The organism is Pseudomonas sp. AC172 (genome assembly GCF_979258595.1).
This window is the reverse complement of the sequence record NZ_OZ409868.1, coordinates 1,214,003-1,226,361: the sequence shown is the minus strand read 5'-3', so window position 1 is coordinate 1,226,361 and position 12,359 is coordinate 1,214,003. Positions and strand designations below refer to the sequence as shown.

At 60.0% G+C, this 12,359-nt stretch carries 10 protein-coding genes; 4 read left to right on the top strand and 6 right to left on the bottom strand.

What is annotated here, in order from left to right; genetic code table 11:
* Positions 1 to 19: 19 nt before the first annotated feature.
* The gene (locus ACZ0A4_RS05615; RefSeq protein ID WP_463573483.1) at positions 20 to 817 is read right to left on the bottom strand and encodes a class I SAM-dependent methyltransferase; all 798 of its coding nucleotides are present in this window, start codon (positions 815 to 817) and stop codon (positions 20 to 22) included.
* Between the two features lie 206 nt (positions 818 to 1,023).
* Between ACZ0A4_RS05615 and ACZ0A4_RS05610 the strand changes: the two genes are divergently transcribed.
* Genes ACZ0A4_RS05610 through ACZ0A4_RS05600 form a run of 3 tightly spaced genes read left to right on the top strand, consistent with a single transcriptional unit; the run spans position 1,024 to position 2,032 of the window.
* Positions 1,024 to 1,317: a type II toxin-antitoxin system RelE/ParE family toxin gene (locus tag ACZ0A4_RS05610; RefSeq protein ID WP_422609320.1), complete on the top strand. Its 294-nt coding sequence runs from the start codon at positions 1,024 to 1,026 to the stop codon at positions 1,315 to 1,317.
* A gap of 2 nt (positions 1,318 to 1,319) precedes the next feature.
* Positions 1,320 to 1,628, top strand: coding sequence for an addiction module antidote protein (locus ACZ0A4_RS05605; RefSeq protein WP_158958961.1), 309 nt, complete (start codon positions 1,320 to 1,322; stop codon positions 1,626 to 1,628).
* A gap of 56 nt (positions 1,629 to 1,684) precedes the next feature.
* A complete protein-coding gene (locus ACZ0A4_RS05600; protein WP_463573482.1) occupies positions 1,685 to 2,032 on the top strand; it encodes a hypothetical protein in 348 nt (115 codons plus the stop codon).
* A gap of 84 nt (positions 2,033 to 2,116) precedes the next feature.
* Here the strand turns inward: ACZ0A4_RS05600 and ACZ0A4_RS05595 are convergent, their stop codons facing one another.
* From ACZ0A4_RS05595 to ACZ0A4_RS05575, 5 genes are all read right to left on the bottom strand, one after another.
* On the bottom strand, positions 2,117 to 3,547 hold the full coding sequence (locus ACZ0A4_RS05595; protein ID WP_463573481.1) for a sigma-54-dependent transcriptional regulator: 1,431 nt from the start codon (positions 3,545 to 3,547) through the stop codon (positions 2,117 to 2,119).
* Positions 3,516 to 5,009, bottom strand: a complete 1,494-nt coding sequence (locus ACZ0A4_RS05590; RefSeq protein WP_463573480.1) for a sensor histidine kinase — start codon at positions 5,007 to 5,009, stop codon at positions 3,516 to 3,518. The genes ACZ0A4_RS05595 and ACZ0A4_RS05590 overlap by 32 nt, the downstream gene beginning before the upstream one ends.
* A gap of 94 nt (positions 5,010 to 5,103) precedes the next feature.
* Positions 5,104 to 6,207 (bottom strand): SCO family protein, encoded by a 1,104-nt coding sequence (locus tag ACZ0A4_RS05585; RefSeq protein WP_463573479.1) that lies wholly within the window; start codon positions 6,205 to 6,207, stop codon positions 5,104 to 5,106.
* Positions 6,204 to 9,011: a multicopper oxidase domain-containing protein gene (locus tag ACZ0A4_RS05580; protein WP_463573478.1), complete on the bottom strand. Its 2,808-nt coding sequence runs from the start codon at positions 9,009 to 9,011 to the stop codon at positions 6,204 to 6,206. Before ACZ0A4_RS05580 ends, ACZ0A4_RS05585 begins: the two co-directional genes overlap by 4 nt.
* Positions 9,012 to 9,177: 166 nt before the next feature.
* Entirely contained in the window at positions 9,178 to 10,626 is a 1,449-nt protein-coding gene (locus ACZ0A4_RS05575; protein WP_463573477.1) for an ATP-binding protein, read from the bottom strand.
* Between the two features lie 359 nt (positions 10,627 to 10,985).
* On the opposite strand from ACZ0A4_RS05575, the gene ACZ0A4_RS05570 reads away from it, so the two are divergent.
* Complete coding sequence (locus ACZ0A4_RS05570) at positions 10,986 to 12,332, top strand: hypothetical protein (RefSeq protein ID WP_463573476.1); 1,347 nt, start codon at positions 10,986 to 10,988, stop codon at positions 12,330 to 12,332.
* Positions 12,333 to 12,359: the final 27 nt, after the last annotated feature.

The following is a 12,359-nucleotide window of genomic DNA, read 5'->3' as shown; positions in this document are numbered from 1 at the left end:
AGTGAAGGCAATGAACGATTCAGACCTTGCTGGCGACCAGGGTAAAACACATCGGCATCTGCGCCTCTCGATTCAAATACCGGTCATACACCTCTTCCCGATTCGAATGCGCATACTCCTTGAAGTGCGCAATGTTCAGCCCCGCCGCAATGGCAGCGCTGAAGATGGCGCCAAGGTTATGCACGAACCAATACGACTTCGCCGCCTGCTGTTCAACCTTGCCGACGTAGACAATCGGTTCTTCCTGCACAAACGGTTCGGCGCGGAAGTACGAGCTGGCAAGGCGGTATGGATCTTCGCCATCCGGATCGACCATTTCCAGAAATGGATGGGTTTCGTAGATCACCAGTTTGCCACCCGGTTTCAGCGTCGAAGCGACATGGCGGAAGAACTCGCCGATGTCCGGCATCCAGTTGAGAACACCGATGGTGATCAGCGCCACGTCGAAGCGGTTCTGCAATGACTCCGGCAAATGATGAATATCGCTTTCGATGAACTCGGCGTTGTGCGGTGAACGCTTGTTCAGCTCGCGGGCCTGTTCAAGAAACGCCGCCGATTGATCGACACCGACCACGCGTCTGGCACCCAGCGCAAACAGTGAGAGACTCTCACGGCCATTGTTGCAGCCCAGTTGAATCACATCTTTACCGTCGACCTCCAGCAACCCGCTCAACGTCTCATCAAGGCAAGAGAAATCCGCCTGTGCGACTTCGCCGAGTAAAGCCTGCCAGTCAGGTGAATCCTGATGATGGCGAGCGGAATCGTTCCACGCCTGTCGATTGCTCTCGATGGCGGTTTTATTATTAGGCACTTCCATGGCGCACTCCGGACGATGCTCGTGATTGAGCGGATCCGAGTCTAGATCAGCCCGGTAATTGCGGTTGTTGCAAACTTGTAAGCCAACCCTCGTGGCAGCTCCTACAAATGAGGAAGATCTTGCCTACAAATATCAACGATATTTCAAGGCTTGATGGACGACTTGGCTGACTGCGCAAAAAGTATCCACTTGGATACAGTCAAGCAATGGATTATCTTATTCAACAAACAGCAGCCTTCCAGGCTTGGCACCGTTCTGTTCGAGACCTGCGGGCAAAAGTAGCCATCGCACGTCGCATTGATCGGGCCTCAACAGGAAATCTCGGCGATGTTAAATCGGTGGGTGATGGCGTATCGGAAATGCGCGTAGATGTGGGTGCGGGCTTTCGGGTTTATTTCACGGTGCGTAACGGTGCAATCATCGTTCTATTGGCTGGAGGCGATAAGTCCTCACAGAGCGCAGACATCCGACGCGCACAAAAAATGGCTAAGGAGGTTTAACCATGAGCCAGACGTTAACGAATTTCGACGTGGCAGCATTGCTGGACAGTGACGAAGCCATCAGCGAATACCTGTCCCAGGTTCTTGCAGACGGGGATAACGAAGAGTTTCTTCGCGCAATCGGCTATGTGCTCAAGGCGCGCGGGATGACGCAGGTAGCCAAAACTTCTGGCATGGGTCGCGAAAGTCTGTACAAGGCGTTCGCGCCCGGCGCAAAGCCGCGCTTCGAAACGGTTTTGAAAGTTATGCATGCCCTCGGCATCGATCTTTACGCACAGCCGGGGCACGTGATCAATCACCCGGTTGCTTGAATGCAGGGCAGCTATAGTTAATAGCCTTGGGGAAAACCGCACTCGCAGGTGCCGCCATGCAAATGTTCGATCGGCTGCTGTTGACCGGCTGTCTGCTCGCTGCCACTCAGGCGCAAGCGCTGGACAGCAATTTCAATTATTACGGGCCGAACCAGCCCTTCGCCCACCCTGCCCCGTATTCGCTGAACGCCACACCGCCCAAGTCTTACGACGATACGGCGCCGCAGGATTTTGTGGTGATTCCGGGTGACCATGAATTCTACGATTCGCAGTTGCCGACCGTGGCGGATGCGACGGTGCGGGTGTTTATTCGCACGTACGATGCCGAGCGTGGGATTTATGTGAATGACGAGGTGCTGGATCCGGGTTGTTTGCTGGAATGTTTGAGTCGGCAGCAGCATTGATTCAGGTTGCCCAAACATTCTGCAGACGCCAGATAACCCTGTAGGAGCGAGCTTGCTCGCTCCTACAGGGGATTTGCGGTGGGGTTACCATTGCCGTTTATCCGGCCGGGCCAGGCCGAGTTTTTCGATGCGATAGCGCAGCATGTCGCGGCTCAGGCCCAGCAGGCGCGCGGATTTGGTGACGTTCCAGTCGGTCTTGTCGAGCATCTTGCGCACCATGTCGCGTTCGACTTCCGGCAGGTTCATCGATTCGGTGTTGCTCGCCGGGCGCGGTTCGTAGTGCATCGGAGCTTCATGAATATGCAGCGGCGGCTCGTCGACCAGGCTCATGCACACATTCAACTGATGCGCGGCAATCGTGTCGCTCGGCGCCAGCAGCACGGTCTGTTCAAGCATGTTGCGCAATTCGCGCACGTTGCCCGGCCAGGTGTAACTGAGCAGCAATTCTTCGGCCTGCTGGCTGAAATGCAGATTCGGTTTGCCATAGCGTTTGCCGTGACTGGCGAGGAAGTGCCGCGCCAGCAGCAAAATATCCTCGCCCCGCGCATACAGGCGCGGCACCTTGATCGAAATGATCCGCAGACGGAAAAACAGGTCACGGCGGAATTTGCCCTGCTGGACCATTTGCTCCAGGTTACAGTTGGTCGCACTGATCACCCGCAGATTGACCTTACGTTCCTTCACCGAACCAACCCGGCGGATGGTGCGATCCTCCAGCAACTTCAAAATCTTCGCTTGTAACAGCAGGTCCATCTCACCGATTTCATCGAGAAACAACGTGCCGCCATCCGCCGCTTCCACCAGCCCGACACGGCGGTCCTTGGCATCGGTAAACGCCCCCTTCTCGTGCCCGAACAGCTCCGACTCGACCAGATTCGACGGAATCGATGCGCAGTTGAATTCAATGAACGGGCCTTTGCTGCGCGGGCCGTCGAAGTGCAGCGCACGGGCCACCAGTTCTTTGCCGGTGCCCGTTTCACCCTCCACCAAGACCGGCGGCAGATCAGTGTTGGCCATACGTCGCTCGGCATCGAGCAACTGGCCAATGGTGTTTTTCAGAAACTGCATCGGCGCCGAGTCGCCAATCAGCGCCTGCACCCCGGATTTCTGCGCCTCACGCTCCTGATAGAACGACAGAGTGCGCTCCATTCGTTCGGTGGCCAGGGCCTTGTCGAGGAGCAGTTTGAGTTCCTGCAACGCGACCGGTTTGGTGACGTAATGAAACGCGCCCTCCTTCATCGCCACCACTGCATCTTCAACGTTGCCGTATCCGGTCATCATGATCACTTTGAGATCCGGCGCGCTGACGCGCAGCTTCTGGATCAGTTCGTGGCCGCTCATGCCCGGCAGCGAGTTGTCGGTCAGCACGATGTCGGGCATGAAGCTGCCCAACTGCTCCAGCGCGTCTTCCGCCGAATGGCAGACCGTCACCTCGAAGTCCTTGCGCTCCAGGTAGGTCTGAATATTCTCGGCCAGCAGTTCGTCATCCTCGACCAGCAGAATGCTGTGTTCCATATTCCCCTCCCGATGCCACTTTGAAGTTGAGACTGACGCGGGTTCCTTCCTGCTCGCGGCTGGTCAGCACGACCGAACCTTCAAAACGCTCCATGATTCTTTTGACCAACGCCAGACCAACCCCGAGGCCGCCCTGTTTGGTGGTGAAAAACGGTTTGAACACCAACAGTTGCTGCTGCGCGCTCATGCCTCTGCCGGTGTCGCTCACGGTCAGGCGCACACGGTCAGGTTGCGGCGATTCGAATTCGACGCTGAGCACACCGCCCTTGGGCATGGCTTCCAGGGCGTTGGCAAACAGGCTATTGAGGATTTGCGTGAGCAGCACCTTTTGACTGACGACCAGCGCGCAATTTTGCGGGGTGAAGCGCACTTCGACATTGCAGCGTTTGATCAACGCGCCGAAGGCACCAAAGGTGTCTTCGACCGCCATCAGCAGATCCACCGCCTCGCCGTCCTCATTCATCGGCCGCAGTGACACCAGCAATTCGCGCACCCAGCGCGACATGCGATCGACCTGGCTGATGATGTCGCCGATGTTGCGTTGCGCGCCCGGACTGGCGATTTCCTGGGCCAGTTCGGCGCTGGAACGGATGGTCGCCAATGGATTGCGCAGGCTGTGCGCCACCGCCGACGACATCTCGCCGAGAGCAACAAAGGTTTCGTTGCTGATCAACTGTTGCTGCTGGCTCTGCAGCAGTTTCGCCGCACGGCGGACAATCCAGAACAACGCCAGAAAAATCGCCGCACCGCCGAAACACGTGGCGGCCCAGATCGAGGCAAACCCACGGTCGATGCGGTCAACCAGATCCGCCGGCTCCTTGTAGATCTCGACCATGGCGACGACTTTGTTTTTTTCGGCGTTGAACATCGGGATGTAGTTCTCGATGAACAGGTATTTCGGTTCGCGCAGCAACTGCTGCTCGGGTTTCTCATCGTCGATTTTGTGGTAGCTGGAGGACACCGCCACTTTCATCTCGAACGACTCGTCGAGTTCGTCATCATCCTCGAATTTGACGCCGATCAATTCTGGATTGGTCGACCAGATCACCGTGCGATCCAGCGCATACACCGTGGCCAGGAGAACGTCGGGCAGGTGTTCGACATGGTCGAGAAACTCGGCGCGGGCCGCCGCATGGGCGCCCGGATCGACGTCGGGAAAGTTGTTGTCCTGGCGCGGGTCGAGCATTTCGCCCATGGTCCGCGCCGGAGTGATGCCGGCGTGGCGTATTTCCGCCGCACCGATAGCCTCAACGAATTGCGCAGTCAGCAACGCATCGCGCTCAACGCTTTCGGTGACCACGAAGCGCGTGGAGATATAGCCAAGGCCCACCGCCACGGCGGCAATGATGAAAAAACTCGCCAGCGAGAACCAGCGCAGCAGATTGAACTGTTCGCGCCAACTCTTGCCCATTGCCGCCGGTGTGTCCGGCGCAGATGTTTCTTGTGCTTCCAGTCGCTGCATGGGAGTGCCCTGGAGTTTTTGTATCGGGCCAGTTACAGCAATCAGTGTAGGTGGCTCTGACCACGACACACGGTTCGATGATGCTATTTCGCCGCTACCGCATCTGACTCACCGTCGCGGCTGGATCGCCCGGCTTTACTGGCGTCAATGCACCGTCGGCCACGGCATTGGCGGACGGTTGCTGACGCTCGGTTTCATCGCTGAGGAAGTCGATGATCGACTGCGCTGACGGCTCGTCGAGGCGCAGGTTGGGCATCGGGATTCGCTCGAATTGTTCGTACAGTTGCAGGGCAATCGGGTCTTTTTCCGCGAGCAGGCGATCCGGTTCGCGGATCCAGCGATTCAGCCACTTGGGATCGCGGTTGCGGGTCACGCCAATCAAGTCCGGGCCAATGCTGCGCATGCCAATGCCCTGCCCATCCATTGGGCCGAGGCTGTGGCACGAGGCGCAGCGGGTGCGGAACAGTTCTTCGCCGTTGCTCGGAGGGCGAATGTCCGGGGCATTGGCATAGCTTTCTTCGATGCTCGCCTGCTTCCAGTTCTGCAAGGTGTTGGCCAGTTGATCGGCGAGGATCCACGGATTCTCGAACGGCGAGGCTTTCATCCAGCGCCCGGTGGTCTGGTTGCCGACGATCAGGCTGAGGTTATGATCCTTGCTGCGACCGTTGTCGACGCCTTCGATGAACAACCCGAGTTTCTTGCGCAGGTCGGTGACATCTTCGAATTCGCCGGTGAGAAACTTCCAGCCGGGGCCGACCTTGAAGCGCTGCGAATAGGCCTTGAGCACTTCGGGCGTATCGCTGAGCGGGTCGATGCTGATCGAGTAGAAAAAGATGTCCTGGCCGACCCGATCACCGAGCAGTTTCTGCACCTGACGCAGGCGTGCGGTTTCCAGTGGGCAGGAGTCGCTGCACGAAGTGAAGATGAAGTTGATCACCACCACTTTGTTCTTGATCAGGTCATCGAAGAAGTGCACCTGCCGACCGTCCTGATCGGTCAGCAAGGTGTTGGGGAAATAGTCGCCACCCCATGGGGTGGCGGATTCGCTCGCCGCTGACGGCTCGCCGACACTGGCCTGGTGCGCCAGCAGCACGCGGCTGCCGAGCACGCACGCGACCAGCATCAGCACCAGGTGCATGCCCAGCGCCCGGGAGCGCGGGGTATGCACAGGTCGGCTGTCACCGTGGCGGCGGTTCATGGCTTGACCACCACTTGTGGGCCCATACCGTCGCCGTTGCGGAAAGTTGGCAGCGCGGCGGAGTTGACGTAGCGCACACCGTCCCAGCTCGGCAGAGGCGTCGGCATCAACTGCAGTTGCCCGGGCTTCTCAAGGTCCCAGCGCAGTAGCATCGAGTTGTCCTCATGCTGGGTGTTGTGACAGTGCTCCATATACGTCCCGGCGAACTCGCGGAAGTTGATCGCCATTTCGACGCTGTCCAGCCCGTCGGCTTCGGAACCGATCCGGTAGACGTCTTTGCGCGCCCATTTTTCCCATTCTGGCGGTGCCTTTCCGCCGCGGCTGAGGATGATCCCCTCCTCGAAGTGCACATGCACCGGATGGCTCCAGCCCTTGCCGCCAGCCTTGATGTTCCACACTTCGAGGGTGCCGAACCCGGTGACACCGGCATCGGTCGGGCCGCTGGACAGTTGCGTCGAGGCGTTCAAGCGACGTGGGTCCATGTGGAAGCCGAAACCGCCATCGGTCTTGACCGTCCACGGCGCTTCATCGGTGCCGTCGGAGCGACCGAAGGTGAAGGTGCGGTGGCGAGCCTTGGCCAGCACGGCTTTATCGGCGGCGTTGTCGCGGTGGAGCTTCAGCGGGATCATCACCAGCCCTTCGGCCTTGCCCGGTTTTGCCGGTTCGTAGGCTGCCGGGTTCATCGCCAGATCCTGACCGGTGTAAGCCTTGACGTTGAGCTGCAAGACCTTGCCCACCGCCGGATCGCCTTTGTCCCACTGCGGGCCTTTGCTGGTCTGCTTGATTACCGGCAGGTATTTCTCCGAGAGCACGTCGGCCAGCGAGATCACGTCTTTCGGGCCTTTGCCGTCGTCGTGGGATTGCAGGTTGACGAAGAACAGCTTGTCGCCAGGCTTGATACCGTTTTTCGAGAAGTTGACGATGATGTCGAAGCGCTCGGCGATACCCTGGGTCGGCAGGATCGCGTTGTGGTTCTGTTTATCGCCATCGGCGTCGAGGTCCATGCTGCCGTCGAACGGTACGCTGTGCTCCATGATGTTGCCGTCGTTGGCGATCATGTGGAACGGCACGCGGCTGTAGGTCACGCCAGAGTTTTTCGGCCCCTGAAATTCACCACCGCTGCCTTTGATTTCGCGTACCAGCGCCAGTTTGAAGTAGCGCGACACCGAGCCGTTGAGGATGCGGAAGCGATAGCTGCGTGCGCGTACATCGAGGGTCGGTTTCCACTGCCAGTTGACCAGGACCTGGTCACCGAGGAAGCCGTCGGTGTTGAACGGGTTGAACCACAACTGACCTTCCTGATCCCAGGCCTTGTCAGCGAACACCAGGTTGACGTCGTAGTCGCGGTTGCCCCACGGCAAGGCGCTGCCGCTGGGCAGACGCAGGTTGACGCCGTCGTTCACCGACTCGTTACCGCGATCCAGCGCGCTGTAGTAGTTCATCATCGCCGCGTTGCCTTTGTAGACGTTCTGCGCGGTGAAATCGAGCATGTGGTCGTGGAACCAGTGGGTGCTCATGGTTTCGCGCCAATCGCCGCGGATCTTGATGGTGCCGTTGTCGCAGGTCTTCTTCGCCGGTGCGAGATCGTTGACCCACAAGGCTTCGCCCGGTGCGCACGGGAACGCCGCGCGCGGGTCTTCGGCCTTGGTGTTGATGCTGTCATAACCGGCGAGCTGGATCGGCCAGCGATAGTCGTAGAACTGGCCGGGGAAGAAGAACGCGTTGGCATAGCCGTCGCTTTCCGCCGGCGCGTGACCGTTGTGCTCGTGGGTGCTGATGGTGTGCAGGCCGAAACCACGGTTGGCCGACGGGTCGATCGGCAATCCGTTGTAGTGACGCATCATCACCGGTTGGCCGTAGCGCACCATCAACAGTTTCGGCGGCAGCGTGCCGTCGAAGGTCCACACTGCGTTGTGGTTTTGCACCGGCATGGACGGGTGGAAACGCGGGTCGACGCCTTTCGCCGTACCGTCAGTCAGCGGTACACCCGCGACGTTGTGGTACAGGCCGCCGGGGCCGAATTCGCCCACCGCGTAATGGTGCATTTGCACGCTGTCACGCAGCCCACCATTGAGGCGCGCGCCAGTCTGCGCGGTTTTGTAGGCGACTTGCGGGTAGAACTCATTCCAGCGCTGATGCGACCAGCCTTTTCCTGGCGGCCGCCCTTCAGCGGAAGAGCCGATGTGGCGGTTGAGGAACACTTCGATCTGCGCCTGCCACGGGTTGCGGTCGACGATATTGGAGAACTGGCTCGGGAACGGGGTCAGTCCCGGCTGGCGCAGGAACGCATCGAGGGCGGTGCCGGGTGGCGCACTGCGGGCGACGTTGTTCGGGTCTTGCGCGGGCGCCGGGCCAATCGCTGCCGGCGGAAATGGCAGCGGCGCGGCCGGCGTGGTCGGGTCGAGTTTTTCCGGGCCGAACTCTTCGAACAGGGTCAACTGCTGGGTGAACGGCTGCGCGCCATAGAGCGGGCTCGGCTTGCCGTTGGTGGGGTAGTTGAAACTGGTCTGCACAGTCGGCGGCAGAATGTTTTCCGTGCGGGTCGAGTCGCGGCTGCCTTTGACGCCGTCGGGTAAATCGAAAGAGTCTTCGTTGGCCTCGGGCAGGGTTAGGATGTTGTTGAGCGCACCGGCGCGGTCGGCCGGTTCGTCGTAGTACGCCGACGGGTCAGAGGTTTCTGGCTGTCGCTCGTCATCGATCGGGCTAGCGCGAACGCCGGCCATGGTGCCGAGGGTCAACATCAGAAAGACGCTCAGAGGCGTCAGCAGACAGGTATTACTTGGGTCACGCGTTGTTTTGTCCATCACCAGCCGCCTCATCAAGGAAGGGGTGATGGTGTTTTGCAACTACTGCGCCAATAAATTATTTCCAGTTGTTACAGGTACTTGGGGATGCTGTGGGTTTCCCCACTCCCCGGTGACCGGGGCTTGACACCCACTGGTGGGGGAAGTTCAGAGAAATTTTGTGGATTTATGGGACAAGCTGAAAGGCCAGACGAACGGTGGTGCCCTCGCCTTCGCGGCTGTCCAGGGTCACGCCGCCGCCAAAGCGCTCCATGATTCTTTTGACCAGCACCAGGCCGACGCCCAGGCCACCGGACTTGGTAGTAAAAAACGGCCGGAACGCCATACTGCGTTGTTCTTCGTTCATGCCTTTGCCGGTATCGCTGAGCACCACGCACACGCCACCGTCATCGCTCGGTTCCAGGCTGACGGTCAGCGTGCCGCCCTTGTCCATCGCCTCCAGCGCATTGGCTAGCAGGCTGTTGATGATCTGGATCAGTTGCACTGGCTGACTGAGTACCATCGGTGTCTGCTGCGGATGAAACACCACTTGCACGCCGGCCCTGGCGATCTGCTGCTCGAAGGCGACGAGGCTTTCGTGCAGCGTCGCGACGAGGTTGACCGGTTCCGGATCATCGTTGAGCGGACGCAGGGACTGCAGCAGCTCGCGCACCCACTTCGACATGCGGTCAACCTGACCGATGATGTCTTTGATGTTCTTTTCTGCAGGACCGGCATCGAACTCCAGCGCCAGCTCGGCACTGGAACGGATGGTCGCCAACGGATTGCGCAAACTGTGCGCCACGGCGGAGGACATCTCGCCTAACGCGACAAAGGTTTCGTTGGCAATCAGTTGTTTTTGCTGGGCTGCAAGCAGAATCGCCGCGCGCCGGACGATCCAGTACAGCCCCAGATAAATCAGCCCGCCGCCCAGTGCGGTGGCCAGCCAGATCAGGGTCAAGCCGCGCTCCATGCGCGCGATAAGGTCCTTGGGCTCCTTGTAGATCTCGACCATCGCCGTGACATTCTTGCCCTCGGCGTCGAACAGCGGAATGTAGTTCTCGATGAAGATGTAATCCGGCGGGATGACGAACTTCTGCTCTTCACGGGCCTTGTCGACGTCGTGGTAACTGGCCGACACCGGAATCTTTTCGTTGAAGGCACGATCGAGGTCTTCGTCGGCATGAATGCTGGTACCGATCAGAACCGGGTTGGTCGACCAGATCACTTGGCGGTCCGGCGCATAGATGTTGGCGAGGATCACGTCCGGCAGGTGTTCGATGTGATCGAGAAACTCACCCCGCGCGCCCGCCCGGGCCAGCGGGTCGACATCGGGAAAATCCTTGTCCTGTCGAGGATCGAGCAATTCGCCCATTGTGCGGATGTTGGGGATGGACACATGGCGCACTTCGGCGGAGGCGATGGCCTGAATGAACTGTGCCGTGAGCAAGGCATCGCGCTGCACGCTTTCTTCAATCACGAACCGCGTCGACACCGTCCCGAGCGCCACGGCCACGGTGCCGATCACCGCCATGCTGATCAGCGAAAACCAGCGCAGCAGGTTGAACGGCTGCTTGCGCGAGCCCAACCGTAGATTGCCCTCCTCGACCGGTAGCGATTTCGACTGCATGTTCATGGTGGCGACTTCCCGATACGTCCCTATAGGGTTATAGCCCACGGCTGGGGGTTTGCCCGGTTGCGGGGATATCGACCCGATCTACACCTTCCAAACCCACCCCAAATCCCTGTGGGAGCGAGCTTGCTCGCTCCCACAGGTTCTTCATCCGGCAGATATTCAGTCTTCATCCCCAACATCCCCAATCCTGGGGAATGACGCCCTTTCTCCGCAGCCCGGAAATCTCACCATCCCGCCTGCCAACCCCTCTACCCCGGCCCTCTCCCGCCCATCCACCGCACCTTGGCATGGAAGGTGTACAGGCCCTGTGCAACTGACCCATCCCCAAGGGGCAGGTACTTCGATAGAGGGATTAACTCATGCACCCTTTACTGTCCAAAACCGCGACCGTCCTGGTCGTGAGCGCCTTGGCCCAGGGCATTGCTCAGGCCGCTTTGTTCGCTGTTGATCCGGGGCCGTACGCACCGGCCAACGGCGGTTTCGCCAGTTGGTATCAGGACACCCACGGTCGCACCCTGGACCTGTGCCTGTCCAAAGCACTCAGTTCTCGCGTACCGAGCGCCCCCGGCGCGCCGTCGTACATGTGCTCGCTGCTGCCAACCCCCGGTGTGTTCGACGACGCGCAACCGATCGTCTTCCCGACCAATTTCCCCGACGAAGCGTTCTGGTTCACCGGTGAAACCACCCTCGTCGACGCGGCGCGCGGGATCGACCTGACCTACGTCAGCGCCATCGAAGCCGCCTTCGCCGCCGAAGAACCGGTGGAAGGCGATCAAGTCAGCTTCGCGCGCATCCGCATTCGCGTCGATGTGCCCACCGCCGGCACCTACGTGATCACCCACCCGTACGGCGTCGATGTGTTCAACATCGACACCCCCGGTCGCCGCGCGATCAACATGACTCGCGACATCGGCATCGGCACGCCTAAGACTTATGACGGCGCGCTCAAGGGCGACATCGGCCCGTTCCTGCGCAGCGTCAACGGCCCGTACACCGAGACCAACCCGGTGAGCGGCGCGGCCGAACAATTTGTCGGCGACCCGAACCTCAGCGAGGCGGTCACCGGCAGCCCGTTCAACACCAACTACGTGCGCATTGAAGGCCCCGGCGGGATCGACCTGCGTTCCACTACGTTCGCGGTCTCCGGCAAGTTGTCGACCGTGGTTCGACCTACACCGATGATCACCCAGCGCAGCACCTACTCGCGAAAAGCGGGGACCAGCGCACCGGTCGCCCAGCAGGACGTTTTTGTCCTCGCACCACCAGCGCCGGGCACCGTCGCCGTGACCAGTTTCACCCCGGTGCTGAACATGACCGAAGCCAACTCCACCGGCGCCTGGTACGCGCAATCGTCGGCCAACCCGACCGTGCCGAGCGTCCTGCAAGTGACCGCCGACAACCACTTGGCCATCGCCAGCAGCACGCCGACCACCCTGCCCATGACCCTGACCGACCTGGTGGTGATCCAGAGCGCCCAATACAGCCTCAGCTCCGGACAACTCACCGTAGTGGCCTCGACCAGTGACGAAACCTCGCCACCGGTACTCACCGGCACCTCCGGCAGCGGCGCCGCCATCGGTGCGCTGAGCGGCGACGGCGCAGTGAAAACCCTGGCCACCGGAATCTCGCCGATACCGCCAGCCAAGGTTCACGTGACGTCATCCAACGGCGGCAGCGACACCGAAGAAGTGGTCATCGTGCAATGAACGCTCACATGCCCAGATCCGTATCAG

What these genes read in the sequence shown, in the direction of transcription:
- ACZ0A4_RS05615 (WP_463573483.1), bottom strand. Translation starts at nt 817, where the DNA reads ATGGAAGTGCCTAATAATAAAACCGCCATCGAGAGCAATCGACAGGCG.
- ACZ0A4_RS05610 (WP_422609320.1), top strand. Translation starts at nt 1,024, where the DNA reads ATGGATTATCTTATTCAACAAACAGCAGCCTTCCAGGCTTGGCACCGT.
- ACZ0A4_RS05605 (WP_158958961.1), top strand. Translation starts at nt 1,320, where the DNA reads ATGAGCCAGACGTTAACGAATTTCGACGTGGCAGCATTGCTGGACAGT.
- ACZ0A4_RS05600 (WP_463573482.1), top strand. Translation starts at nt 1,685, where the DNA reads ATGCAAATGTTCGATCGGCTGCTGTTGACCGGCTGTCTGCTCGCTGCC.
- ACZ0A4_RS05595 (WP_463573481.1), bottom strand. Translation starts at nt 3,547, where the DNA reads ATGGAACACAGCATTCTGCTGGTCGAGGATGACGAACTGCTGGCCGAG.
- ACZ0A4_RS05590 (WP_463573480.1), bottom strand. Translation starts at nt 5,009, where the DNA reads ATGCAGCGACTGGAAGCACAAGAAACATCTGCGCCGGACACACCGGCG.
- ACZ0A4_RS05585 (WP_463573479.1), bottom strand. Translation starts at nt 6,207, where the DNA reads ATGAACCGCCGCCACGGTGACAGCCGACCTGTGCATACCCCGCGCTCC.
- ACZ0A4_RS05580 (WP_463573478.1), bottom strand. Translation starts at nt 9,011, where the DNA reads ATGGACAAAACAACGCGTGACCCAAGTAATACCTGTCTGCTGACGCCT.
- ACZ0A4_RS05575 (WP_463573477.1), bottom strand. Translation starts at nt 10,626, where the DNA reads ATGAACATGCAGTCGAAATCGCTACCGGTCGAGGAGGGCAATCTACGG.
- ACZ0A4_RS05570 (WP_463573476.1), top strand. Translation starts at nt 10,986, where the DNA reads ATGCACCCTTTACTGTCCAAAACCGCGACCGTCCTGGTCGTGAGCGCC.